We start from the raw sequence: 25524 nt of genomic DNA, 5'->3' as shown, positions 1-25524 counted from the left end.
CACCACGACTCCCGAGTGACCCCTTCGACCGCCCGGTGACCGTCGCGACTCCCGAGTGACCCCCGCCACCGCCGCCGAACTCGGGACGATCGAGACGCGTTTACACACCGCATCCGGTTGGTGTAGGTTTTTGCGTCGACCGCGACTACCGTGCGACGATGACGCCCGAGCTCGACGAGATCGACCTGGGAACCGTGCCGCTCGGCCGAACCGGCCTGCGGACGAGCGAACTCCAGTTCGGCACGTGGCGGTTCGGCCGCGTGACCGAGGCGGGGAACGTGGAGATCGACGAGGAGCGCGCCCACGAGCTGCTCGACGCCTACGAGACCGCCGGCGGTCGCTACATCGACACCGCCGACGTGTACGGCGGCGGCGACTGCGAGCGCTGGATCGGCGACTGGCTCGCCGAGCGCGACCGGGAGCGCTACACGATCGCCTCGAAGGTGTACTGGCAGATCCGCGACGGCGACCCGAACAGCCGCGGCACGAACCGCAAGAACGTCCGCCACCGCGTCGACGCCCTCCTCGACCGGCTCGACGCCGACTACATCGACGTCCTCTACATCCACCGCTGGGACGACGAGACGCCCGCCCGCGAGCTGATGAAGACGCTCAACGGGCTCGTCGAGTCCGGGAAGGTCCACTACCTCGGCGCCTCCACGATGCGCCCGAACGCCTGGAAGGTCGCCCGCGCCAATGCGATCGCGCGCAGCGAGGGGTGGGAGCCGTTCAAAGTGCTCCAGCCGCGCTACAACCTCGTCGACCGCGAGATCGAGGGGGACTACCTCGAGTTCGCGCGCCAGCGGGACGTCGCCGTCTCCCCGTGGAGCCCGCTCGGCCAGGGGTTCCTGACCGGGAAGTACGACCGCGACGCCGACCTGCCCGACGACTCGAAGGCGGCCGAGTCGAGCCGCTTCCAGGAGGCGTACCTCACCGAGGAGAACTTCGACGTCCACGACGAGCTCGACGCGGTCGCCGACGAGGTCGGCGCGTCGCCCGCGCAGACCGCGCTCGCGTGGCTCGCGCACCGCGACGGCGTCACCGCGCCCATCGTCGGCGCGCGGACCGTCGACCAACTGCGCGAGAACCTCGCGGCCGCGACGATCGACCTGTCGGACGAGCAGGTCGACCGGCTGACGGCCGCCAAGCCCGGGCCGTACGACCAACTGTAAAATCAGCTCCGCGGCGCGGCCTACCGCTCCGCGCAGTACTCGACGAAGTTCCGCAGGATCTTCAGCCCCGTCTCGCCGCTCTTCTCGGGGTGGAACTGCGTGCCGAACACGTTGCCGGCCTCGTTGGCGACGACCGCCGGGAAGTCGACCCCGTAGTCCGCGGTGGCGACGACCGCGTCCGCGTCGTCCGGCTCGGCGTAGTAGGAGTGGACGAAGTAGGCGTACTCCCCGTCGACGCCCTCGACGAGCGGGTGGTCCCGCGCGACGTCGAGCTCGTTCCACCCCATGTGCGGCACCTTCTGGTCCACCTCGAAGCGGACGTTGGTGCCGGGGACCAGGTCGAGGCCCGTCACCTCGCCCTCGCCCTCGTGGTCCGCCTCCTCGCTCGTCGTGAGGAGCATCTGCATCCCGAGGCAGATGCCGAAGAGCGGGCGGCCGGCCGCGGCGTGGTCGGTCAGCGCCTCGCGGAGCGGCCCGGCGTTCTCCATCCCCTCGCGGAACGCGCCGACGCCCGGGAGGACGACGCCGTCGGCGGCGGCGAACGCCTCGGGGTCGTCGGTGGTCTCCACGGACGCGCCCGCGCGCTCCAACCCGCGGGTGGCGGACCGGAGGTTCCCGAGCCCGTAGTCGACGAGCGCGACGGACACCTCGCCGTCCGGTGGTGATTCGTCCATGGTTCCGGTTCACGACCGACGTGGAAGACAGTTTCCATCCGGCACCCGTTACATAGCGGTATAGATTTCTGTATATCTGATAACAGCAACACTTTTGAAACGCCAGTAAAACCCACCAATTGGACACCTCATGGCGCAACGACGCAAATTCCTCAAAATCGCGGGCGCGGCAAGTATCGTTGGACTCGCAGGCTGTAGTGGCGGCGGCGACGGGTCCGACGGCTCCGGCGACGGTTCTGACGGCTCCGACGGCTCCGACGGGGTGGACGGCGACGACGGGTCCGACGGCTCCGGCGACTCGCAGATGTCCTTCGGCGGCGACGGGGCGGTCGACGCCGGCATCTCGCCGTCGGTCCCGCAGGAGGACCTCGAGGTACAGTACTCCCCGATGCTCGACCACGTCGGGAGCTACCTACAAGAGAACTACGACGTCCCCGACGGGCTCTCGGTCGAGGGGAACGTCGGGAGCAACTACAGCGCGGTCATCCAGTCGCTCGGACAGGGGACGACCGACTTCGCCGAGACCGGACCGTTCGCGGCCGCGCTCGGCGTGAAGACGGGCAACGCGGAGATCATCCTCCAGCGGTTCGGCTACGGCGGCTGGACCTACAAGAGCATCATCGCGACGCCGAACGACAGCGACATCACGGAGCTGTCCGACCTCTCCGGGAAGACGGTCGCGTTCTCCGACCGCCTCTCGACCAGCGGGGCGCTGTACCCGCTGTACAGCATGTCGAGCCAGGGCGACCTCAACGTCGGGGAGCTCCCCGAGGGCGACGGCTCGCAGGCAGAGTTCGAGGCCCGCTTCGCCGGCGGTCACGTCGGGTCGTACACGCTGCTCGAACAGGGGCAGGTCGACGCCGCCGCGATGGGCGGGTTCGTCCGCGACACGAAGACCGGCCCGACCCCCGAGGCCTGGCAGGAGGTCGCGACCACGCTCCACGAGGACGAGGGACTCCCGCGCGCGCCGATAGTCGTCTCGCCCGAGCTGAGCGACGAGGCCAAGAGCGCGGTTCAGGAGGCCTTCCTCGAGGCGCCCGACAGCATCTTCTACGGCGCGGACGGCGAGTCCGGCACCGACGACGACCTCTGGTTCAGCAAGGTCCGCGAGGCGAGCCAGGAGGACTACCAGTCCGTCATCGACGTCGCCGACGAGCTCGGCGTCGGCACAGACATCTTCAACTAGTAGGGCTTCACCCGCGATTTCGGATCGTTTTTCACCCGATCCCCCCGCTTTTCAACAACGTCACACCCCATGCCAACGATCGAATTCGAAAACGTCACCAAACGATACGGCGAGGACACCGTCGCGCTCGACGACGTGTCGTTCTCCATCTCGGAGGGGGAGTTCGTCATCCTCCTCGGTCCCTCCGGTGCCGGGAAGTCGACGATGCTCCGCGTGCTCAACGGACTCACACAGCCCACAGAGGGGTCGGTCCGCATCGGCGGCGAGGAGATACAGGGCAACCGGAGCAGCGTCGGCATGGTGTTCCAAGAACACTACCTCATCGAGAGCAAGACGGCGTTCGGCAACGCGCTGTCCGGGGCGCTCTCCCGCAACGGCCTGATCCGGAGCGCGCTCGGCATGCACGCCGAACTGGACAAGACGACGGCGCTCGAAGCCCTCCAGACCGTCGGCCTCTTGGACGAGGCCGGCCAGCGCGCCGAGTCGATGAGCGGGGGACAGAAGCAGCGCGTCGGGATCGCCCGGGCGCTGGTCCAGAACCCCGAGATCGTCCTCGCCGACGAGCCGGTCGCCAGCCTTGACCCGAAGGCCGCCCGCGACGTGATGCGGTACCTGAAGAAGGCCGCGACCGAGCAGGACCTCACCACGATCACCAGCCTCCACCAGGTGAACATCGCCCGCGAGTTCGGCGACCGGTTCCTCGGGATCCGCGACGGCGAGGTGATCTTCGACGGCGACGCCGACGACCTCACCATGGACGAGATGGACCGCATCTACTACGGGAGCGCCCAGGACGGGAACACCGTCCCGACCGGGACGACCAGCGAGGAACTGGGCGAGGCCGACGCGGCCGCCGACGGGGGGCAGGAAGCGTGAGCTCCTCGTCCGACCCCGCGGTCGCCGACCAGTTCCGCACGCTCCAGCGCCTCCGCCGCCTGAAGTACCTGTTGTGGGCCGCGCTCCTCACCGCCGTCCTCGGCGTCACCTACTGGGGGCTCGGGTACATCGGCTTCCAGCCCAACGTCGTCGCCGGGCGCCTCCCCGCAATGTACGAGTTCATCAGAACCGGCTTCTTCCCGCCGGACTTCCAGAACTTCACCATATACACCAAAGACGCGGGTATCACCGGGCTCCAGGCGATCCCGGCGAGCTTCGGCGACGGCGGCGCCCACATCGTCGAGAGCTTCCAGTCCTCGCGGCAGTCGCTCGTGAAGGCGAGCCTCGTGACGCTACTCCTGGGCTTCATGGGTACCGTGTTCGCCTTCCCGTTCGCGCTGATCCTCGGCGTGCTCGGCAGCGAGCGCGTCACCCCCTTCCCGTTCAACTTCATCTTCCGCGGTACCCTCAGCGGGATCCGCGCCATCCCCGCGATCGTCTGGATCTTCCTGTACATCCCCGTCGGCCCGCCGGGACAGGTGACGGCGGTGCTCGCGATCGCGACCGACAGCATCGGGAACCTCGGCCGCCTGTTCACCGACGACCTCGAAGAGATCGAGGAGGGACCGATCGAAGCGATCCGGTCGACCGGCGCGTCGAGCACCCAGACCGTGAGCTTCGGGATGCTCAGTCAGGTGTCGCGCTCCTTCATCGCGTGGACGCTGTACATCCTCGAGATCAACACCCGGATCGCCATCTCGCTCGGCGTCGTCGGCGCCGGCGGACTCGGACTGATGATCCGGAACAGCCAGGACCTCTTCGAGTTCCAGCAGACCGCCGCGGGGCTGGTGATGGTGTTCATCGTCGTCCTCGGCATCGAGCTCATCTCCTCGCGCATCCGCGCCCGGCTCCGGCCGGGCGAACACGAGGGCAAGGGGCTCGTCGAGGCGATCCGCGACCTGTTCGACGCCAAGAAGTGGCTCGGCGTCGGCGACCGCCGCGACTGACCCGGCTCAGAACTCGCCGAGGCGGGACTGCCCGTCTCCGCCGTCTTCTCCCCGCTCGCCGACGCCGCTGAGCTCGGCGGCCCGGCCGATCGTCTCGAAGAACCCGTCGCGCTGACTCCGGTCGTACAGCGTCGCTGCGGGGTGAACGGAGAGCAGCACGCGCCGCGACGCGCCGGCGAGCCGCGCGTCGACCACGTCGCCCGACTCCGACGTGATCGCCACCGAGCGGTCGAGGAGGTGCTCGCTGGGCACCTTCCCGAGGGTCACGATCAGGTCCGGGTCGAGCCGGTCGACCTCGCTCTCGAGGTGGCCGCGACAGTTCGCCAGCTCCTCGGTCGTCGGGTCGCGGTTGTCGGGCGGTCGGCAGCGCACGCAGTTCGTGATCCGCACGTCGGCGCGGGCGAGCCCCGCGTCGCGCAGCGCCTCGTCGAGCACGTCGCCCGAGCGGCCCACGAACGGCTCGCCCTCCTCGTCCTCGGTCGCGCCCGGCCCTTCGCCGACGAACAACAGGTCCGCGTCCGTCGGGCCGACGCCGTCGACGATCCGGCTCCGCGACTCCACCAGCGCCGGGCAGCGCTCGCAGGCTGGGAGCCGGAGGTCCTCGTCGAGCGCGGCCCCGTCGCCGCCGTGTTCGCTCATATGTACCGCTCGGGGCGCGGTCGTCTAAGTAGCGTCGGTCGAACCGGTCCGTCCGCCGAGGCAATTCACTCGCCCGTCGCCGCCTCGCGGTGTGCGCTCGCGGCGAGCGACGCGATCCGGAGCGGCTCGCAGCGACGGAAGCCGTCTCGGGTGAGCCCTTCGACGGCCGCGGCGGCGCGCTTCGGTTCGATGCCGACCGCGCGGACGAAGCGGGGCCGGTTCGAGTCCGGGCCGTCGACCGGGACGCGGGGCGGGAGCGACCGGTACGTCGCGAGCCGGTCGGCGAGCGCTTCGCCGTCGAACGCGTCGCGGAGCGCCGGTTCAAGCCCGGGACTCGCCTCGTAGCTCACGGCGTAGACGGGACGGTCGAGCGCCTCGGAGAGGCGGTCGAGGTCGAGGAGGTTGAACCACGCCGGGGCGACCCCGGCACAGATTACGTGGTGGACGTCCTCGCGGTCGAGCGCGCGCCAGCAGTCGACGGCCGCGTCGGTCGCGTCCGTGCCGCCGACGGTACACCGCGCGAACGCGAAGCCGTCGGGGGTCCCGTCGGCGCGGACGACGGCGCCGGCCGCGTGGCTCGCGTCGCGGGCGTCAGAGAAGGCGATGCCGAGCGCGCGGCTCGGCGGGTTCACTCACGCGTCCTCGGACTTGATCTCCTGGAGCCGGTCGAGGAGCTCGTCGTTCGAGGCCCCGGGCTCGTAGTCGACTGACCCCTCGTGGGTCTCTTGGGCAGCCTGGACGCCGTCGTCGTCGTCGAAGTCCGCGTCCAGGTCCTGACTCTCCTGTTCGGACTCATCGTAGCTGCCGAAGCCCATATGTGTGTGATACTAACAGGGGGTGAGTGATAAATCCACGGCCGGCAGCGGGCCCGAGGGCTGTCGCTGGGGTGCGACTGTACGCTTTTGTCGCTCCGGGCTGGAGTATCCGCATGGATCCGATCACCGTCACCGCGGACGCGGAGGAGTTCACCTGTAACGCGTACCTCGTCGTCGGGGACGAGACGACGCTCGTCGACGCCGGGACGATGCCGGGAGTCGACGGCGTGGTCGCCGACGCACTCGCCGACGCCAGGGTCGACGACCTCGACCGGGTCGTGATCACGCACCAGCACCGCGACCACGTGGGGGAACTCGACGCGGTGGTCGAGCGCTTCGACCCGGAGGTGCTCGCGTACGCCGACCACCCGCACCGCGACGCCGCGCTCGGAGACGGCGACGCGGTCCGCGTCGGCGACGAGGACTGCGAGGTCGTCTACACGCCGGGGCACGCCGACGACCACGTCGCGCTCGTCGGCGACGAGCGGCTCTACTCCGGCGACGTGGTCGTCTACAACGACGGCGCGTTCGACAACGGCTCGTTCGGCCGGACCGACATGGCCGGCCAGTCGCGTGAGCGCCTGATCGAGAGCCTCCACGAGATCCTCGACCGGCTCCCGGACAGCGCGGGGACGATGTTCCCCGGCCACGGTGACGTCTACCGTGCCGCCGACGGCCCGGACACCGTCCGCGAGGTGATCGAGCGCGCGGCCGAGCGCGCCGAGCGGCGCGAGCCAAAGTACCCCGACGACTGAGGGCGGGTCGGGCGCGAGGTACGGGACGATGCGGAGGGAAGGAAGGGAGGAGAGCCGGGAGAGAGAAGAGCACCGCTGGCCGGGGGAAGAGAACGGTCGCGAGAAGGGCCGAACGCGGCCCGGAGTGCGCCGATCAGGCCGCGCGGCGCTCGGTCGCCTTCGGGCGGAGCTTCGTGTAGCCGCACTTGCGGCAGCGCTCGGCCTCGGAGGCGTTGCGGGCGTTACAGCGCATACAGATCTGTCGGTCGAGCATGCGGCGTTCGGCGGCGTCGAATTTAGCCATACCTTTTCTGGGCGTGCGGTGCTGTAAAAGGTTGCGAGACGCCGCGGCTGGCGGTCGCGCGTCCGGGTGACGACTCACCGGCGGAGAAGTGACGCGAAACCGACGGCCGCGAGGAAAGAGCGGTACGAGCGAGACTGAGGTCAGGCGCCCGCTTCCGAGAGGGCGGCCTCAATGTCCTCGCGCTGCGTGACGCCGACGAATCGGTCGACGACGCCGTCGTCGTTCTCGACGATGAGCGTCGGGAGCGAGCGGACCTGGTACTGGTTGGCGACGTCCTGCTCCTCGTCGACGTCGACTTTCTGGAGCTCGAACGCGTCGCCGAGTTCCTCCTGAATCTCCTCTAGGATGGGGTCTTGGGTCTTACACGGGCCACACCACTCGGCGTGGAAGTCCAGCAGTCGAACGGTCATAGTCGGCGTCAACTACCGCCGGCCCGCGCATAAGGGTTTCCCACTCGTGCGTGGGCGCGTTCCAGGCGCCCCGATCCAGACGACGGCACGGGGGCGACGGCGGCCCGACCGGACTATCTCGCGGCGTCGACGCCGGCCGCGGTCCGAGCGGCGAACGAAACGTTTAGAACGTGTCGCCATCCAGTAACTGGCATGAGTGGTTCCAACTCCGGCGGACTGATGTCCAGTGCGGGACTGGTCCGCTACTTCGAGAACGAGGACCGGAACGCCATCGCGATCGACCCCAAGACGGTCCTCGCGTTCTGCGTCCTCTTCGGCGTGTTCGTCCAGATCCTCTCGCTGACGGTCGCGTAACGCCCGCCGTCGCTCCCGTTCTGCCGATGACTTTTCCGTTCGCGTAGCGCGCCCTTTTTCCACGCGCCCGCCCCATCGATCCGTATGAAAGCAGGCGTCATCGCCGTTCAGGGCGACGTGGCCGAACACGCCGCCGCCGTCCGCAACGCCGCGGCCGCCCACGACGAGTCCGCGGAGGTCGTCGAGATCCGAGAGTCCGGGATCGTCCCCGACTGCGACGTTCTCCTGATGCCGGGCGGGGAGTCGACGACCATCTCGCGGCTCATCCAGCAGGAGGGGATCGCGGCGGAGATCCGCGACCACGTCGCGGCCGGGAAGCCGATCCTCGCCACCTGCGCCGGGCTCATCGTCTGCTCGACCGACGCGAAGGACGACCGGGTCGAATCGCTGGGGCTAGTCGACGTCTCCGTCGACCGCAACGCGTTCGGGCGACAGAAGGACTCCTTCGAGGCGAAGATCCCGGTCACCGGCCTTGACGACCCCTTCCACGCCGTGTTCATCCGCGCGCCGGCGATCGACGACGTGGGCGTGGACGTGGAGACGCTCGCGACGGTCGACGGTCGCCCGGTGGCGGTACGCGACGGGCCCGTCGTCGCCACCGCGTTCCACCCGGAGCTCACCGACGACCCGCGGATCCACGACCTGGCCTTCTTCCCCGAGCGGGAGGTGCTCGCGTGAGCGATCCGACGGAGGGGGAGGCGACCCGAGACGAACCGCCCGAGGCCGTCCTCGACGAGCTGTTCGCCACCATCGAGTCGCGGCAAGAGGAGCTTCCCGAGGGGTCGTACACGGCGTCGCTTTTTACCCACGAGAAGGGCGAAAACGCCGTCTTAGAGAAGATCGGCGAGGAGACGACGGAGGCGATCCTCGCGGCGAAAGACGACGATCGCGAGGAGCTCACCGCGGAGAGCGCCGACCTCGTCTACCACTTGCTCGTGCTGTTCGCGATGAAGGACCTCGACATCGACGACCTGCGCGCGGAGCTTCGCGAGCGGTTCTGACCCGCCGCGAAACCCGCGCCGGTCGGGGGCTACCGCTCCCGTTCGAGCTCGCGGTCGATATCGTCGATCTCCTCCGTCTCCAACTCCTCCCCGATGCGCCGCTCGAACTCGGCCTCGCTGATCTGTCCCTCGACGTACTGCTGTCGGAGGCGGTCCTGCCGGCTGGTCCCGGCGTCGACCGAGGTCGACGAGCCCGACCCGATCGAGTCCATCGAGGGCGAGTCGTCGCTCCCCAGGAGCCACGAGCCCGCCTTGTAAGCGACGTAGACGATCCCAGCCAGCACCGCGAGCGAGATGGCCGCGGAGATGACCGTGGATACGAGGGTGACAAGGGCGGAGATCACGCTGATGACGATCCCGACCCCGATTAACACCGCGATCGCGATCGCCGCGTAGTAGAGGGCCTTCTTCCCGTCCATACGCCGGAGTCGGGCGGCCGCCCGCAAATACCTTCTCCCGCGGGCGGCGCCGCGCGGCTCGGCCCGCGCCCGCGGACTTTTATCTGTGGCTCCGAACGTCACGCCCGGAGCCCGCCGTGAGCGACACCGACGCGCCCGGATCAGACGCGCAGACGAAAGCGACCCGCAGAGCGGTGCTCCGGCGCGGCGGGTCGCTCGGGGTCGGGGCGGTCGCGGCGACCGGGGCGACCGCCCTCGCCGGGTGTGGCGGGCGCGGAAGCGGGGGCGACGCAGGAGAGATCGACCCCGCGGGCGACGGTGAGAGCCCTCCGCTCATCGCACACCGCGGCTTCGCGAGCGAACACCCGGAGAACACGGTCGCGGCGATCGAGGCGGCGACCGCCGTCGCCGACCGGATCGAACTCGACGTGCGCCGCTGCGGGACGGGCGAGCTCGTCGCATTCCACGACGCGACGCTGGGGCGAGTGACGGACGCGACCGGGCGCCTCGATCGGACCTCGGCGGCACGGCTCGCGGATCTCTCGGTTGAGGACTCGGGCGAACCCGTGCCGACGCTCGCTCGGGCGCTCGACGCCGTGCCGGCGGACGCGCGGGTTCTCCTCGATTTGAAAGAGCGGGGCGTCGCGGCCGACGCGGTCGCGGCCGGCGCGGCGCGCGAGCACGGGTTCGCCGTCACCGCCGACGACCCCGCGGTGATCGAGGCGGCAACCGCGGCCGACCCGACGGTGTCGACCGTCTACGGCGTCCGCGAGTCCGTCCCGGCGCGGCCCCTCCGACCGCTGATTCCGGGGAGGCGGGGCGGGGCGGGACCCCCGGAGTGGGCGTACCCGCCGCAGGACGTGACGGGGATGGTCGAGACGGCGACCGATCTGGGCTGTGCGGCGGTGTCGCCGCGCTACGAGCTGTGCCTCCGGACCGACCTCGTCTCGCGGGCCGCAGACGCCGGACTACGGGTGCTCCCGTGGACGGTCGCCTCGGCGCGGGAGTACGACGCGGTCGCGGCCGCCGACGTCGACGCCGTCGTGTCGGACGTCTCCCTGACCGACCGAGAGACGTGACAGCCGAGGTGAACGAGCGGCTCGCGGGCGGCAGAAGTGTTATTCGTCCGGCTCTCGTCGCCCAAGCGCATGGATCGTGACGCCGACACCGGCGACGGCGCGAGCGGTGTCGAGCCGGGCGACGCGTTCGACGGGTCGCCCGCGAACCGCGTCGACCGCCGGACGGTACTCGGCGCGCTCGCGGGGGCCGGGAGCGCCGCGGTAGCCGGCTGCTCCGGCTCGGAGCCGAGCGACGCGGCGACGACCGGCCTCGACCCCGACCGGCTCGACGAGCTCGCGGCGCGGTTCGCGCCGACGCTGTACTTCGACGCCGCCGAGCCGTGGTACCCGACCGACCCGCGGCCGTACACGAGCGAGGCGGACGGCGAGACGGTCGTCGACGGGTTCGACGCGTTCAACGGCTACCACGAGCGGTACGAAGCGGCGGGCGAGCCGCCGGACCCGACGGTGTTCTACAACGGGATGCGGTACGAGGACTCCCCGCTGGCGGTCGTCCAGTTCTGGCTCTACTCCGCGTTCGACCAGTTCACCGCGAACTTCCACTGGCACGACTGGGAGGTGCTCCACGTCTTCGTCGACCTCGATTCGGGCGACCCGCAGCTGTACGTCGCCAGCTCGCACTCCCGGAGCGTCCCGAACAACGAGTTCCTCGACCCGGACCCCAAGGTCGTCCCGCGGATCCTCCCGGAGCTCGGCTCGCACTCAAGCACGCTCTCCGTCAACGAGGCGGCCGACAGCTTCCAGCGCGTCGGGGACGAGGGGCTGCTCGCGGACATCACGAACACGACGATAGACACCGTCGAGGACCTGCTGGGGGTCCCGATCGCCTACGGGCTCCCCCGCGACGAGGGGGCGCGCCTCCCCTTCGTGGTCCCCGAGTACGAGGGAGCGGCGATCTACGAGCACTCGGACCTCCCGTCGGTCACCGAGGAGTCGCTAGTCGACGGCGCGCTGACGGTCCGGTCGCTCGACGCCCTCCGGTCGCCGCCGACCGACCTCCCGCTCCGCGAGACGGGGGTCGCCTTCCGGCACGCCGAGCGTCCGGCCGACGGCGACGACGCCGCGCTCGCCGACGAGGTCGCCGAGTCGGTCGTCGAGTACGAGCTGGTGGAGAGCACCGAGCTGGAGAATATCGCGGCGTTCACCGGCCCGCAGCTCAGCTTCGAGTTCGCGGTGCCCCAGGCCGTCGAGGACGCCGTCGCGAGCCACATCACGACCACCGGCGTCCCGTGGGAACAGCCGCGCTACGAGAACCCCGCGCTCGACATCACCGCCGGGAACCACCGGTCGGAGATGGCGGAACGGTACGACGCGATCGCCGATGACCCGTCGTTCGCCGACGACGCGGCCGGCGGGCTCGACGCCGTCGTCACCCGGGTCACGACGGCGACCGAGACCGACGAGGCCCCCGACGGCGAGGGGCTGACGACGACCGAGTCGATCGTCGAGTCGGTCGCGCTGATCGAGAGCGACCCCGAGGCGGTGCCGACGTTCGCTGGCGGTGTCGCGGTTGCGAACGACATCCCGGAGGGAGACCACCGGTTCACGGTCAACGCCGCCGGTCAGGCGCCCCACAGCGAGCGCCTGGCCGTCTCCGCGGAGGAATCGGTGACGACCGCCGGCGTCGAGGGCGAGATCCCGCTCGTCGCGCGCGAGAACGCGCGGAAGGTCGAGCTCTCCGACGAGGACAGCGACGTCGACCTGACCCGGACCGCGATCGAGGACGACTTCGCCGGGCGGATCTACGACTCCGCGATCGACGGCAGCGACGCGGCCTACGTCCACGCCGGCGGCGCGTACACGACGGAGGTCCGCGACGCCGACGACGAGGTCGGCGCGTACCGCGTCAACCCCGATCCGCCGGGAGCGGGGGACGGCGACGACGGGGGCGACGACTCGGATTCGGACGCCGGCGGCGGCGACCCGATCCGGATCGAGCGCCCGGAGACCGGGGCGGCCCCGCTCGCCGGCTACGTCGCCGACGTGACTGAGGAGACGCGCGCGGCGGTCGCGGCCGCGGCGGCCGACGGCGATGGTGGTGACGACGGCGACGGGGACGACGGCGGTGGCGGAAGCGGAGGCGGCGGCAGCGACGGAAGCTCCGACGGCGGCCCGTCGAACGCGGTCGAGGGGCTCGAACAGGCGCTGGCCGCCGCGGTCGACGCCGCGGAGCGGGCCGAGGAACGCGCCCGCGAGGGGGACGCCGAGGGGACGGAGCGCCAGTTGGCGAACGTGCTCGACTGGATCGCTCGGATCGAAGAGCGGCTCGCGGCCGCGCGAGAAGGGCTCCCGCCCGGGCTCGCGAACGCGACCGGAAAGCGGGTCGAGCAGGCGACGAAGCGGGTCGAACAGGCCCGGAACGCCGGGAAGCTGTAGACGGCCGGAGTCAGGGGGGTGACACGCTCGCCGCCCGCGAGGCGGTGTGGCACGGCCCACCACTGGATGGAAAGCTATACGACGCCGAACCGACCACGAGTATATAAGCAGATGTCTCAGGAGGGATACGACCACGCGACGGTCGAAGAACGCTGGCAGGAGGCGTGGGACGACGCCGACGTGTACCACGTCCCGGACGACGCGGACGACCCGACGTACGTCCTCGGCATGTACCCGTACCCGTCCGGGAAGCTCCACATGGGCCACGTCCGCAACTACACGATCACGGACGCGTACGCCCGCTACCGGCGGATGCGCGGCGACGACGTGCTCCACCCGATGGGGTGGGACGCGTTCGGCCTACCCGCCGAGAACGCCGCGAAGGAGCGCGACACCAATCCCCGAGACTGGACGTTCGACTGCATCGACACGATGCGAGGGCAAATGAAGTCGATGGGGTTCGGCTACGACTGGGACCGCGAGGTCACCACCTGTACGCCCGACTACTACCGGTGGAACCAGTGGCTGTTCGGCCGCTTCCACGACGCCGGCCTCGTCGAGCGCCGCGACGCCGAGGTGAACTGGTGTCCCTCCTGTGAGACCGTCCTCGCCGACGAGCAGGTCGAGGGCGACGCGGAGCTGTGCTGGCGCTGTGACACCCCCGTCGGGACCCGCGAGCTGGACCAGTGGTTCCTGAAGATAACCGAGTACGCCGACGAGCTGCTGGAGGCCATCGACGACCTGGAGGGGTGGCCCGACTCCGTCCGGCAGATGCAGCGCAACTGGATCGGCCGGCAGTACGGCAGCGAGGTCGACTTCCGGATCGACGGGTACGGAGACGTCACGGCGTTCACGACTCGGATCGACACGATCTACGGCGCGACGTTCTTCGCGATCGCCCCCGACCACCCGATCGCCGAGGAACTGGCCGAGGAGGACGCCGACGTCCGGCGCTTCGTCGAGGAGGAGGCCGACCCCGACGGTGACGAGCCGAACGGCGTCGAGACCGGGCTGACCGCGACCAACCCAGCCACCGGCGAGGAGATCCCGGTGTACGTCGCCGACTTCGTCCTCTCGGACGTGGGGACGGGCGCGCTGATGGCCGTCCCCGCCCACGACGAGCGCGACCACGCGTTCGCGACGGAGAAGAGCGTCGAGATCCGCCCCGTGGTCGCCCCCGAACCGGACGACTGGGACGGCGAGACGGTCCCGGACGCCCCTGACGTGGAGGACGCCGCGTTCACGGAGGACGGCGTCCTGATCGACTCCGGCGAGTACGCCGGCCTCGACAGCGAGACCGCCCGCGAGCGGATCACCGCCGACGTCGAGGGCGCGACCGAGACGACGCAGTACCGCCTGCGCGACTGGGGCATCTCCCGCCAGCGCTACTGGGGGACGCCGATCCCGGTCGTCCACTGCGACGACTGCGGCGCGGTCCCGGTGCCCGACGAGGACCTCCCTGTGGAGCTGCCGGAGTTCATCAACACGACCGGGAACCCGCTGGACGCCGCCGAGGAGTGGCAGGCGACGACCTGCCCCGACTGCGGCGGGCCCGCGACCCGCGAGACCGACACGATGGACACGTTCGTTGACTCCTCGTGGTACTTCCTGCGGTACGTCTCGCCGGACCTGGAGGACGCGCCCTTCGAACTCGACCGCGCGAACGACTGGATGCCGGTCGACCAGTACGTCGGCGGCATCGAGCACGCCGTGATGCACCTGCTGTACTCGCGGTTCTTGACGAAGGTGCTGGCCGACGAGGAGGGGCTCGACCACCGCGAGCCGTTCACGAACCTGCTGGCGCAGGGGATGGTCCAACTGGAGGGCGAGAAGATGTCCAAGTCGAAGGGAAACGTCGTCTCCCCGCAGCGGATCGTCGACGAGTACGGCGCCGACACCGCGCGGCTGTTCATGATGGAGGCCGCCCAACCCGAGCGCGACTTCGACTGGTCCGAGGAGGGCGTCAGGTCCACTCACCGGTTCCTGACCCGCCTCAGCGACCTCGTCGAGGCGTACGCCGCGGGCGAGGTGGCGACGGCCGACTCCGACGCCGACCGCGACACCATCGACGACTACGTCGCCGACGAGACCGACGCCGCGGTCGCCATCGCCGGCGCGGAGTACGACGACCTGACGTTCAACGTGGCGCTGCGGGAGGCACAGGAGCTGGTCCGGACCCTCCGGAGCTACCGCGAACACGCCGACCCGCACCCCGAGGTCTTCGAGCGCGGCGTCGACGTCGCGGTCCGCTTGCTCGCGCCCGTCGCACCCCATCTGGCCGAGGAGCTGTGGCAGACGCTCGGCCGCGACGGGTTCGTCGCGGAGGCCGACTGGCCCACCGCGAGCGTCGACCGCGAGACGGTCGAGCGTCGCCGGCGGCTGGTGGCGAACACCCGCGAAGACGTGCGCGACATCGTCGAGGTCGCCGGGATCGACGACCCCGAGCGGATCGACGTGGTCGTCGCGCCCGACTGGAAGTACGACGCGCTGGCGATCGCGATCGACAGCGACGCCGACAACCTCATCTCGGAGCTGATGGCCGAGAGCCACATCCGCGAGCGGGGCGACGACGCCGCCTCGTACGGGCAGGACCTCCAGGCGAACCGCGAGGCGCTCCGGGAGACGCTCGACGGCGACGCCGAGTACGACGCCCTGCGCGCGGCCGCGTGGTTGATCGAGCGCGAGTTCGACGCGCCGGTCCGGGTCGAGCGCGCCGCGGACGCCGACGCGGGCGTCGTCAGCAAGGCGGAGCCGGGCCGGCCCGCGATCGACATCGTCGAGTGACGCCCGCGGCGGCGCGGCCGCTCGGCCGACCCCGGTAACGCTTAGTCGCCGGCGCGGTGTCATCGTGTATGGACGATCCGTACACTCCCGCCCGGGAGGCGCTCGCGGGCGAGGGGCTCGGCGGCGGCGCGGCGGGCGACGGCGATTCGGCCGACGCGGCCGACGCCGACCCCGCGGTGCTCGCCGCCCGCCTCGACGAGAACGACCCGCTCGCCTCGTTCGCGGACCGCTACCGAGTCCCAGAGGACGTGCTCTACATGGACGGGAACTCGCTCGGCCCCGCGAGCGACGCCGCCCTCGCGAGTCTCGACCGCGTTATCGACGAGTGGCGCGACCTGCTGATCTCGGGGTGGACCGACGCCGATCCGCCGTGGTTCGACGTCGGCGAGCGGCTCGGCGACGCGCTCGCGCCGTTGGTGGGCGCGGAGCCGGACGAGGTGGTCGTCGGCAACTCGATCACCGTGAACATCCACACGCTCGTTGGCACGTTCCTCGACGAGCTGCTGGCCGGGAACGGGCCCGAACGCGAAGGGGTCGCGGCCGCGGACGGGAGCTGGGACGCCGCGGTCGATCCCGCGGTCCTCGTCAACGAGCTCGACTTCCCCTCCGACCACTACGCGCTGCGGGCGCAGCTCCGGCAGCGCGGGATCGACCCGGACGAGAAGCTGCGGGTCGTCGAGAGCCGCGACGGCCGGACGATCGACCCCCGCGACGTGGAGGCCGCGCTGGCGGCGCACGACGACGTGGGGATCGTCTGGATGCCGACCGCGCTGTACCGCTCGGGCCAGCTCTTCGACGTCGAGCGGATCGCGACGGCCGCCCACAAGGCGGGGGCGTACGCCGGCTTCGACGCGGCCCACTCGGCTGGTGCGGTCCCGCACGATTTCGGCGACGCCGGCGTCGACTTCGCGGTGTGGTGCACGTACAAGTACCTCAACGCCGGGCCGGGGTCGATCGGCGCGCTGTTCGTCGCCGAGCGCCACCACGGGCTCGACCCCGCCCTCGCGGGGTGGTGGGGCCACGAGAAGGCGACGCAGTTCGAGATGAACATGACCTTCACCGCGGCCGACTCCGCCGGCGCGTGGCAGATCGGCACGCCGCCGCTGCTCTCGGCCGCGCCGCTGGAGGGGTCGGTCGAACTCCTCCGCGAGGCCGGGATCGACCGCCTGCGGGCGAAGTCGCTCGCGCTCACCGACTTCCTCATCGCCCTCGTCGACTACCGGCTCCCGGCGGTCTCGGTGGGGACGCCCCGCGAGCACGCCGCCCGCGGCGGCCACGTCGCCCTCGAACACCCGGACGGGGAGCGACTGAGCGCGGCGCTCACCGACCGGGGCGTGGTGGTCGACTTCCGGCCGCCGAACGTCGTCCGCGTCTGTCCGGCCGCGCCGTACACCTCGTTCGCCGACGTGCTGGAAGTCGTCGACGAGATCGAGGCGATCCTCGACGCGGACGCCCACGAGGCGTACGCGACGAGCGAGGGCGGCGTGACGTAGCGGTCGCGGCGAACGGGAACGGTGAGCGGTGTCGGCCGAGGAGATCTTTACCCTGACATCCGTAGAGTTATCCACAGCGCGAACGTATATTGTGTAATTAGAACAATGGGAAAAGGATCACAGTCAACCGGCGGTGATGACCGGCTCGAAGCCGGCGGGAAGGGGGTGGAGAGCGCGTACGAGGCGATGTTCCGGGAGGCGGACGACGCGATCTTTCTGGTCGACGTCGCGCAGGCGGGCGGCGAGTACGAGTTCACGTTCAAGCAGAACAACGCCGCCTACCAGCGACAGACCGGCCTGAGCGAGGACGCGATGTTCGGAGAGACGCCGCGCGAACTCCTCGGCGACGAACAGGGGGCCGCGGTCGAGGCGAACTACCGCCGGTGCGTCGAAGAGGGGGCGACGATCGAGTACGAGGAGCGACTCGAGTTCCCCGACGGCACGAGCGACTGGCAGACGAAGCTGACGCCGGTCACCAACGGGGGAGAGGTGACGCAGATCGTCGGCATCGCTCGCGACATCACGGAACAGAAGGAACGGGAGCGGGAGCACCGGCGCACGCATCGCCGCTTCCAGACCGTCTTAGAGACGATGGACGCGGCGGTGTTCCTGAAGGACACCGAGGGACGGTACCTCCTAGCGAACCAGGCGTGCCGTGACCTGTTCGACATCGACGAAGATCCCATCGGAATGACCGACGAGGAGATCTTCCCGGAGGCCACCGCGGCGCGGGCGCGCTCGGACGACCGCCGCGTGGTCGAAGAGGACGAACTGATCGAGCTCGAGGAGACGGTGCCGACGCCGGCCGGAGAGAGCGTTCGGCTCACGCGGAAGTCCCCCGTGTACGACGAGGACGGAGGGATACGCGGCGTGTGCGGCGTCTCGACCGACATCACCGAACAGCGGGAGCGAGAGCGAGCGCTCCAACAGATCAAAGACCGGCTTGAGCTTGCGGTCGAGGGCGCCCAGATCGGCGTCTGGGACTGGGACATGAGCACCGACGAGGTCGAGTTCAACGACCAGTGGGCTGAGATGTTGGGCCACTCGGTCGACGAGATCGAACCGCACCTCGACGCGTGGGAGCGTCGCGTACACCCGGACGACCTCGGGACCGCCGAGGAGGCTCTGTCGAGCCACATGGCCGGCGAGTCGGAGTTCTACGAGGTGGAACACCGGATGCGCACCGCGGCGGACGAGTGGAAGTGGATCCGGAGCGTCGGCAAAGCCGTGGAACGCGACGAGAGCGGCGAGGCGCTCCGCGCGGTCGGTATCCACATCGACATCGACGAGCAGAAGCGGCGCGAGACGGAGCTGAGACGGACGCGACAGGTCATCGAGCGAACACAACAGAGCGCGTCGATCGGCTGGTGGGAGCTCGATCTGCTCAAAGATGAGCTCACGTGGAGCGACGAGGTGTACCGGATCCACGAGGTGCCGACGAGCGAGTCGGTCGAGTTGGCCGACGGGATCGAGTTCTACCACCCGGACGACAGGAAGACGATCGGGGCCGCGTTCGACCGGCTGACCGAGAGCGGCGAGTCGTACGACCTCGAACTCCGAATCGTCACCCGGACCGGCCAGACTCGGTGGATCAGAACGGTCGGCGATCCGCAGTACGACGAGAGCGGGGAGCTCGTCGGCGCGTTGGGGCTGGTCCAAGACATCACCGAGCGAAAGGAGTACGAGCAGACCATCGAGTCGACGCGCGAGGAGCTCCGGAAGATCATCGACCTCGTGCCCGACCTGGTGTTCGTGAAGGACCGCGAGGGCGAGTACCTCCTCGCCAACGAGGCGACCGCGTCGGCGTACGGGCGGACGCCGGCGGACGTCGAAGGCAAGACCGAGGGCGAGATCATCCCGGAGGTCGACGACTCCGCGGAGTTCCGCCAGGACGACTTGGAGGTGATCGAGTCGGGTGAGCCCAAGACGGTCGGGGAGGAGACGCTGACCACGGCGGCCGGGGAGACGCGCATCCTCCAGACGACGAAGATCCCGTACGAGGTGGCCGAGACGAGCGACGACGCCGTCTTGGGGTACGCCCGCGACGTGACCGAGCTCAAGCGGTACGAGCGGACGCTCGAAGAGCAGCGGGACACCCTCATGCTGCTCAACCAGGTCGTCCGCCACGACATCCGGAACCAGCTGATGGTGGTCGAGTCGTACACCGAACTCCTCGAGGACTCGCTCACGGACGAGGAGAGCCGGACGTACGCGCGGACGGTCATCGAGGCGGCGAAGCAGGCGGCCGACATCACGGAGACCGCCAAAGACGTCACCGACGTGCTGCTACAGGTCGGCGTCGAGCAGACGCCGATGGCCCTTCGAACGGAGCTCGACCGACAGATCGAGCAGGTCCGCGCGGATCAGGACCGCGCGACGGTGGCCGTCGAGGGCGTGATTCCGGACGTGAGCGTGATGGCCGACGACCTGTTAGAGGCGGTTTTTCGCAACCTGCTGACCAACGCGGTCGTCCACAACGACAAGGAGGTGGCGGAGGTCACGGTCTCGGCCGAGGCGACGGACGACGTCGTGCGCGTGTCGGTCGCGGACAACGGTCCCGGGATCGACGACGACCACAAGGAAGAGATATTCCAGGAGGGCGAGAAGGGGTTGGAGACGGGCGGTACCGGGATCGGGCTCTACCTCGTCAAGACGCTCGTCGACAAGTACGACGGCGACGTGTGGGTCGAGGACAACGAGCCGACCGGGAGCGTATTCGTCGTCGAACTGCGCCGCGCCGACTGATCGGGCGTGTCGACCGATCGGACGCGCCGACTGACCGGGCTCACCGGCTCGCACTGCGCCGCCGGCGAGGGACCGAGAGGCCGGCCGCCGCCGCGTCCGGATCTCGCACAGCGACGGGCTTAATCGCCCGAGCGCCCAACCGTAGATGATCACAGCCATGGCGGAACCGTCGGGGATAGACGCGTTCGCGCACCTCGGGAGCGAGGTCCGCGCGGCGCTCTCGGAGCAGGGGTTCTCGACGCCGACGGAGCCCCAGCGCGAAGCGATCCCGCCGCTCGCCGCCGGGCGGAACGCCCTCGTACTCGCCCCCACGGGGACCGGGAAGACGGAGACCGCGATGCTCCCCGTCTTCGACGCGATCGTCGACGCCCGCGACGCCCCGGGCGACCCGCCGCGCGAGGGGATCTCGGCGCTGTACATCACGCCGCTCCGCGCGCTCAACCGTGACATGATGGACCGGCTGGAGTGGTGGGGCGACCGCCTCGGCGTCGAGGTCGCGGTGCGCCACGGGGACACCACGCAGTACGAGCGCTCGAAGCAGGCCGACGACCCGCCCGACGTGCTGATCACGACGCCGGAGAGCCTCCAGGCGATCCTCACCGGCTCGAAGATGCGGGTCGCCCTGGAGGACGTCGCGCACGTCGTCATCGACGAGGTCCACGAGCTCGCCGCCGCGAAGCGCGGCGCGCAGCTCACGGTCGGCCTCGAACGCCTGCGCCGCGTCGCGGGGCCGTTCCAGCGGGTCGGCCTCTCCGCGACGGTCGGCGACCCCGAGGAGGTCGGTCGGTTCCTCGTCGGGACCGGGAAACGCGACCCGGACCGCGAGGGCGACCGCGGGTTCGAGACGGTCGAGGTCGCCGCCGGGACGCGGACCGACGTGCGCGTCCTCGATCCGGCGATCACGGACCGCGATACGACGCTGGCCGGCGAGCTCGCGGTCGACGAGACGACCGCGAGCCACGTCCGGACGATCCGCGAGATCGTCGCGACCCACGAGTCGACGCTGATCTTCGTCAACACGCGCCAGACTGCGGAGGCGCTCGGCTCGCGGTTCAAGACGCTCGCGGAGACGGAGCGGGACCGCGGCGACGACGACCCCACCGAGATCGAGCTCCACCACGGCTCGCTCTCGAAGGAGGTCCGGATCGACGTGGAAGACCGGTTCAAGTCGGGCGACCTCGACGGGCTCGTCTGTACCTCGTCGATGGAGCTCGGCATCGACGTGGGGCGCGTCGACCACGTCGTCCAGTACGGGAGTCCCCGCGAGGTCGCTCGGCTGCTCCAGCGCGTCGGGCGCGCGGGCCACCGCCGCGACCTCGTCTCCGAGGGGACGATCGTGACGCAGGGCGGCGACGACACGCTGGAGGCGCTGGCGATCGCGCGCCGCGCCGGCGAGGAGCTCGTCGAGCCCGCGAACATCCACCACGGCAGCCTCGACACGGTCGCCAACCAGATCGTCGGCCTCGTAATGGACGAGGGAGAGATCCACGCCCGCGAGGCCTACCAGACCGTCACGGACGCGTACCCGTTCGCGGACCTCTCCGAACCGGCGTTCCAGGAGGTCGTCCGCGAACTCGACGGGAACCGCCTGCTGTGGCTCGACGAGGAGACGGACACCTTAGAGAAGTCGGGCGGCACGTGGCAGTACTTCTACGCGAACCTCTCGATGATCCCCGACGAGTCCACCTACGAGGTGTACGACATGTCCTCGCGGCGGGGCATCGGGACCTTAGACGAGCAGTTCGTCGTCAACTTCGCCGGGCCGGGGGAGACGTTCGTCCAGCGCGGCGAGATGTGGCGGATCACCGAGGTCGACGAAGAGGAGGAGCGCGTGAATGTGACGCCGATCCCCGACCCGACGGGGGAGGTCCCCTCGTGGGTGGGTCAGGAGATCCCCGTCCCGAAGCCGGTCGCCGGGGAGGTCGGCCGAATACGCGGCGAGGCCGCGGCCGCCCTCGAAGCCGGCTCCACGCCGGCGGCGGTCGCCGCCGACCTCGCCGAACGCTACCCGACCGACGAGGAGACGGTCGCGGCGGCGCTGAAGTCGGTCGTCGACCACGTCGACGCCGGCCACCCCGTACCGACGGACGAGCGGATCGTGATCGAGGGGAGCGCCCGCACCGTCGCGGTCAACGCCGCCTTCGGTCACGAGGTCAACGAGACGCTCGCGCGGCTGCTCGCGGCGCTTGTCGGCCAGCGCGCCGGCTCGTCTGTCGGGATGGATGTCGACCCGTACCGGATCGAGTTCGAGGTGCCGAACGGGGCCGGACCGGGCACCTTCCGCGAGGTATTAGAGACGACGGACCCGGACCGCCTGGAGGCGTACCTTGAGCTCGCCGTGAAGAAGTCGGACGCGCTGAAGTTCACGCTGGCGCAGGTCGCCGCGAAGTTCGGCGCGGTGAAGCGGTACAAGGAAGGGCGGGGGCGGTTCGGCGGCGACCGCCTGCTCGCGGCGCTGGAGGATACGCCCGTCTACGACGAAGCGCTCCGCGAGGTGTTCCACGCGGACCTCGCGGTGCCGGAAACGGCGGACCTACTCGCCGGGGTCCAGGACGGATCCCGCGAGCTCACGATCGCCCGCGAGCGCACGCCGCTGGGCACCGCGGGCCGCTCGGCCGGCACCGAGTTCCTCGTCCCCGACAACGCTGACGCGGACGTGATAGCGACGGTCAAAGAACGGATCCAAGACGACCGCGTCATCCTCTTTTGTCTCCACTGTACCGACTGGAAGCACACGACGAAGGTCCGGCGCGTCCGCGACCAGCCGGAGTGTCCGGAGTGCGGGTCGACCCGGATCGCGGCGCTGAACCCGTGGGACGACGAGACGGTCGCCGCGGTACGCGCACCCGAGAAGGACGACGAACAGGAGCGCCGCACCGAGCGCGCGCACCGCGCGGCGAGCCTCGTCCAGACGCACGGGAAGCGGGCGGTGATCGCCTTAGCCGCCCGCGGCGTCGGCCCCCACAACGCCGCGCGGATCATCAACAAGCTCCGCGAGGACGAAGATGAGTTCTACCGCGACGTGCTGCGGCAAGAGCGCGAGTACGCGCGCACGCAGTCGTTCTGGGATTAGCCCGGCCCCGTTTTTAAATATCGGACGACCGAACCGACCGTATGGATCTCTCCGCCGCCATCACGGCAACGACAGCGACCCTCCGTCGACGTCCCGCGGACCTCCTCCCGTTCTACCTCCTCGGCACGGCCGTGCCGGTGATCGCCCGCCTCGGCACGTTCGCGGCGCTCGCCGGGGTCTACCTCCACCTCGAGCTGACCGGGCGACTCGCGACGCTCCGCGAGGCGCTCGCGGGGGTGGAACCGCCGCCGGAGACGCAGGATCCGGAGGCGCTCCAGGCGTGGGGCGAGGGAGTCGCGCCCGCGTTCGAGCCGCTGGCGACGCCGACAGTCGCGGCCCTCGTCGCCGCCGGGGTGCTCGTCACAGTCGCCCTCGCGGTCCTCGCGTACGCCGCCATCTCGGCCGGGCAGCTCTCGGCGGTCGTCGCGACCCTCCGCGACGAGCGGGGTCTCGTCGGCGGGATCGCGGGAGCCCGGTCGCGGTGGCTCACCTTCCTCGGCCTCTACGTCGCCGAGCTGCTCCTGTGGGTCGCCGTGATCGCGCTCGGGTCGATCGCGGTCGGCGCGGCGTTCCTCGCGAACCCGTTCCTCGGCGCGGCGGTCGCGGTCGGCGTCCTGCTCGTCGGCTTCGCCGCCGTCGCCCTCGTGCGGATCCTCTTCGCGTTCGCGCCGGTGGCCGTCGTCGTTGATGACGCCGGCGTCGTCGGCGGGATCGAGGGGGCCGGCGGCTTCGTCCGCTCGAACCCGGCCGACGCCGCCGCCTACCTCGTGGTCGCGATCGGCGCGCTGGTCGCCGTCGCGTCGGTCGCCTCGGGGATCGCGTTCCTCGGCGGCGGCGCCGTCGTCGCGCTCGCCAGTGCGGTCGTCGTCGCGCCCGCGCTCGACCTGCTGAAGACCGTCCTCTACGGCGACTACCGCGGGACGGTCAACCCCGTCTCGCCCCCCGAGGCCGGCGTCCGCGCACAGCTCGGCGGCGGCCTCCGCCGCGGCTGGCGAGAGCTGGTCGGGTTCGTCCGGTCGACACCGGGCTCCCACGCGCTCGCGATCGCGGTGGCGATCGGGTTCGGCGCGGTCGGCTGGACCGCCGCCGCCCCCTTCGCGGAGGCGGTCCCCACGTCGATCGAGGGCCGGCTGGTGGGACACGTCCCGCCGGTGGCCGCGCTGACGTTCTTCGGGAACAACTGGGGGGTCGCGATCGCGACCGCCTTCTCCGGCGTCGGCCTCGTCGTGCCCGCGCTCTCGTCGCTCGCGTTCAACGGCCTCGCGCTCGGGGCTACCGCCGCCCTCGAAGAGAACCTGCCCGCCCTCGTCGCGTTCGTGGTCCCGCACGGGATATTCGAGATCCCCGCGCTCGTCATTTCGGGCGCGCTCGGCGTCCACCTCGGCGCGGTCTCGTTGCGGGCGGCCCGCGGCCGTGCGAGTCGTGGAGGGCTCGCCGACGCCTTAGAGACCGCGTTCTGGGTGACCATCGGCCTCGGGATCCTGCTCGGCGTCGCCGCCGTCATCGAGGGGTTCGTCAGCCCGTACTACTGGCGCCCGTTCCTCTGAGCACCCCGACCGACGACCCGTCGTCGCCGGCGCGCCGCCGCGCCCGCAGCCTTATTACCGCGCGGTCGAAGCGTCGGTATGCAGCCGCTCGTCGCCGCCATCCTCGTCGGCGTCCCGCTCCTGTGGCTCGTCGGCTTCGCCGCCTACGCGTACGTCGACGCGCCGAACTACGGGATGAACCCGCGCAAGTGGGCGCTCATCTCGTTCGCCGTCCCGCTGTTCGGCTTCTTCGCGTACATCTTCGAGCGGGAGGAGCAGGGGTACGACGTGGAGACCGACCCGTACGCCGGCGGGAGCGACGAGCGCAGCGGCGGCTTCGCCGTCCACGAATCGCGGCAGGGAGAAGAGCGGCTCGGCCCGGCGGGGACGGAGGCGGACGACGACGACGGCGACGACGAGTGGAACGACCCGGACGGGGTCGACCTGTAGCGCCGGCGGCTCAGAGCGCGTCGATCAGCGTCGCCCGCCGCCGGTCTAAGTCGAACGCGGCGTCGGCGGCGTCGAGCCGCCCGAGGAAGGCGAACACGTCCGCGCTCGCCCCCTCGGCGTGACGGACCAGCGCCTCGATCGACTCGCGGTTCGTGGCGAACGACTCCAGTTTCCCACAGCAGAGCGCCAGGGCGATCCCCGCCTCTCCGGACGGGAAGACGGGGTCGACGCGGCCGAGGTTGGGGTCGTCGGTCGCCGCGTCCGCGACGCCGGCCTCGCTCGCCGGGGCGACCCGCAGACACCGCGTACAGATCGCCGCCGCGTCGGCGGGGGCGTGTTCGCGGAGCGACGACGGGACCGCGAAGGCGACCACCTCGGCGTCGCAGTCGGGACAAGACATGGGCGTCGCTACGGGCGGGACGCGCTAA

Annotated in this window: 24 protein-coding genes; 16 read left to right on the top strand and 8 right to left on the bottom strand. The window is 70.5% G+C overall.

What is annotated here, in order from left to right:
• The first annotated feature begins 158 nt into the window (after positions 1-158).
• Complete coding sequence (locus ABNG04_RS06735) at positions 159-1172, top strand: aldo/keto reductase (RefSeq protein WP_371161160.1); 1014 nt, start codon at positions 159-161, stop codon at positions 1170-1172.
• 20 nt (positions 1173-1192) lie between these two features.
• On the opposite strand, the gene hisH is transcribed toward ABNG04_RS06735, so the two are convergent.
• Entirely contained in the window at positions 1193-1846 is a 654-nt protein-coding gene (gene hisH / locus ABNG04_RS06730) for an imidazole glycerol phosphate synthase subunit HisH (RefSeq protein ID WP_371161158.1), read from the bottom strand.
• A gap of 130 nt (positions 1847-1976) precedes the next feature.
• Here hisH and phnD point away from each other — a divergent pair, with 130 nt between their 5' ends.
• The 3 genes from phnD (at position 1977) to ABNG04_RS06715 (ending at position 4915) form a co-directional block, all read left to right on the top strand.
• Positions 1977-3032, top strand: a complete 1056-nt coding sequence (gene phnD, locus ABNG04_RS06725) for a phosphate/phosphite/phosphonate ABC transporter substrate-binding protein (protein WP_371161156.1) — start codon at positions 1977-1979, stop codon at positions 3030-3032.
• Between the two features lie 69 nt (positions 3033-3101).
• Complete coding sequence (gene phnC, locus ABNG04_RS06720; protein ID WP_371161154.1) at positions 3102-3908, top strand: phosphonate ABC transporter ATP-binding protein; 807 nt, start codon at positions 3102-3104, stop codon at positions 3906-3908.
• A complete protein-coding gene (locus ABNG04_RS06715) occupies positions 3905-4915 on the top strand; it encodes a PhnE/PtxC family ABC transporter permease (protein WP_371161152.1) in 1011 nt (336 codons plus the stop codon). The genes phnC and ABNG04_RS06715 overlap by 4 nt, the downstream gene beginning before the upstream one ends.
• Before the next feature lie 6 nt (positions 4916-4921).
• On the opposite strand, the gene ABNG04_RS06710 is transcribed toward ABNG04_RS06715, so the two are convergent.
• The 3 genes from ABNG04_RS06710 to ABNG04_RS06700 form a co-directional block, all read right to left on the bottom strand.
• Complete coding sequence (locus tag ABNG04_RS06710) at positions 4922-5554, bottom strand: uracil-DNA glycosylase (protein ID WP_371161151.1); 633 nt, start codon at positions 5552-5554, stop codon at positions 4922-4924.
• A gap of 65 nt (positions 5555-5619) precedes the next feature.
• Positions 5620-6186, bottom strand: a complete 567-nt coding sequence (locus ABNG04_RS06705) for an endonuclease dU (RefSeq protein WP_371161149.1) — start codon at positions 6184-6186, stop codon at positions 5620-5622.
• A complete protein-coding gene (locus tag ABNG04_RS06700; RefSeq protein WP_371161147.1) occupies positions 6187-6369 on the bottom strand; it encodes a DUF5786 family protein in 183 nt (60 codons plus the stop codon). It abuts the gene before it with no gap.
• Between the two features lie 113 nt (positions 6370-6482).
• Here ABNG04_RS06700 and ABNG04_RS06695 point away from each other — a divergent pair, with 113 nt between their 5' ends.
• Positions 6483-7124, top strand: a complete 642-nt coding sequence (locus tag ABNG04_RS06695; RefSeq protein WP_371161145.1) for an MBL fold metallo-hydrolase — start codon at positions 6483-6485, stop codon at positions 7122-7124.
• 133 nt (positions 7125-7257) lie between these two features.
• On the opposite strand, the gene ABNG04_RS06690 is transcribed toward ABNG04_RS06695, so the two are convergent.
• Together ABNG04_RS06690 and ABNG04_RS06685 are read right to left on the bottom strand one after the other, a co-directional pair.
• Complete coding sequence (locus ABNG04_RS06690; protein ID WP_006111655.1) at positions 7258-7407, bottom strand: 50S ribosomal protein L40e; 150 nt, start codon at positions 7405-7407, stop codon at positions 7258-7260.
• A gap of 140 nt (positions 7408-7547) precedes the next feature.
• Positions 7548-7817: a thioredoxin family protein gene (locus ABNG04_RS06685; RefSeq protein WP_371161143.1), complete on the bottom strand. Its 270-nt coding sequence runs from the start codon at positions 7815-7817 to the stop codon at positions 7548-7550.
• Positions 7818-8009: 192 nt separating this feature from the next.
• Here ABNG04_RS06685 and ABNG04_RS06680 point away from each other — a divergent pair, with 192 nt between their 5' ends.
• The 3 genes from ABNG04_RS06680 (at position 8010) to hisE (ending at position 9172) form a co-directional block, all read left to right on the top strand.
• The gene (locus ABNG04_RS06680) at positions 8010-8171 is read left to right on the top strand and encodes a preprotein translocase subunit Sec61beta (RefSeq protein WP_049910744.1); all 162 of its coding nucleotides are present in this window, start codon (positions 8010-8012) and stop codon (positions 8169-8171) included.
• An 84-nt stretch (positions 8172-8255) separates the two neighbouring features.
• Entirely contained in the window at positions 8256-8849 is a 594-nt protein-coding gene (gene pdxT / locus ABNG04_RS06675) for a pyridoxal 5'-phosphate synthase glutaminase subunit PdxT (protein ID WP_371161140.1), read from the top strand.
• Positions 8846-9172 (top strand): phosphoribosyl-ATP diphosphatase, encoded by a 327-nt coding sequence (gene hisE / locus ABNG04_RS06670; protein WP_371161138.1) that lies wholly within the window; start codon positions 8846-8848, stop codon positions 9170-9172. Before pdxT ends, hisE begins: the two co-directional genes overlap by 4 nt.
• Positions 9173-9201: 29 nt before the next feature.
• On the opposite strand, the gene ABNG04_RS06665 is transcribed toward hisE, so the two are convergent.
• Positions 9202-9591, bottom strand: coding sequence for an SHOCT domain-containing protein (locus ABNG04_RS06665; RefSeq protein WP_371161136.1), 390 nt, complete (start codon positions 9589-9591; stop codon positions 9202-9204).
• A 116-nt stretch (positions 9592-9707) separates the two neighbouring features.
• On the opposite strand from ABNG04_RS06665, the gene ABNG04_RS06660 reads away from it, so the two are divergent.
• The 8 genes from ABNG04_RS06660 to ABNG04_RS06625 all read left to right on the top strand — a co-directional run bounded on the left by ABNG04_RS06660 (position 9708) and on the right by ABNG04_RS06625 (position 25096).
• Positions 9708-10649, top strand: a complete 942-nt coding sequence (locus ABNG04_RS06660; protein WP_371161134.1) for a glycerophosphodiester phosphodiesterase — start codon at positions 9708-9710, stop codon at positions 10647-10649.
• Between the two features lie 69 nt (positions 10650-10718).
• Complete coding sequence (locus ABNG04_RS06655; RefSeq protein WP_371161132.1) at positions 10719-13025, top strand: hypothetical protein; 2307 nt, start codon at positions 10719-10721, stop codon at positions 13023-13025.
• A 111-nt stretch (positions 13026-13136) separates the two neighbouring features.
• Positions 13137-15809, top strand: coding sequence for a leucine--tRNA ligase (gene leuS / locus ABNG04_RS06650; RefSeq protein ID WP_371161130.1), 2673 nt, complete (start codon positions 13137-13139; stop codon positions 15807-15809).
• A 68-nt stretch (positions 15810-15877) separates the two neighbouring features.
• Positions 15878-17302, top strand: coding sequence for a kynureninase (kynU, locus tag ABNG04_RS06645; RefSeq protein WP_371161128.1), 1425 nt, complete (start codon positions 15878-15880; stop codon positions 17300-17302).
• A gap of 105 nt (positions 17303-17407) precedes the next feature.
• Positions 17408-20047: a PAS domain-containing protein gene (locus ABNG04_RS06640; RefSeq protein ID WP_371161127.1), complete on the top strand. Its 2640-nt coding sequence runs from the start codon at positions 17408-17410 to the stop codon at positions 20045-20047.
• Between the two features lie 157 nt (positions 20048-20204).
• Complete coding sequence (locus tag ABNG04_RS06635; RefSeq protein ID WP_371161943.1) at positions 20205-23120, top strand: DEAD/DEAH box helicase; 2916 nt, start codon at positions 20205-20207, stop codon at positions 23118-23120.
• 41 nt (positions 23121-23161) lie between these two features.
• The gene (locus tag ABNG04_RS06630; protein ID WP_371161125.1) at positions 23162-24667 is read left to right on the top strand and encodes a stage II sporulation protein M; all 1506 of its coding nucleotides are present in this window, start codon (positions 23162-23164) and stop codon (positions 24665-24667) included.
• A 78-nt stretch (positions 24668-24745) separates the two neighbouring features.
• Positions 24746-25096 (top strand): hypothetical protein, encoded by a 351-nt coding sequence (locus tag ABNG04_RS06625; RefSeq protein ID WP_371161124.1) that lies wholly within the window; start codon positions 24746-24748, stop codon positions 25094-25096.
• Positions 25097-25106: 10 nt separating this feature from the next.
• Here the strand turns inward: ABNG04_RS06625 and ABNG04_RS06620 are convergent, their stop codons facing one another.
• The gene (locus ABNG04_RS06620; protein ID WP_371161122.1) at positions 25107-25496 is read right to left on the bottom strand and encodes a DUF6276 family protein; all 390 of its coding nucleotides are present in this window, start codon (positions 25494-25496) and stop codon (positions 25107-25109) included.
• Positions 25497-25524 lie beyond the last annotated feature (28 nt).

The sequence above is a fragment of the Halorubrum miltondacostae genome, assembly GCF_041379815.1.
GTDB lineage: Archaea > Halobacteriota > Halobacteria > Halobacteriales > Haloferacaceae > Halorubrum > Halorubrum miltondacostae.
This window is presented reverse-complemented; position numbering and strand designations above follow the sequence as displayed.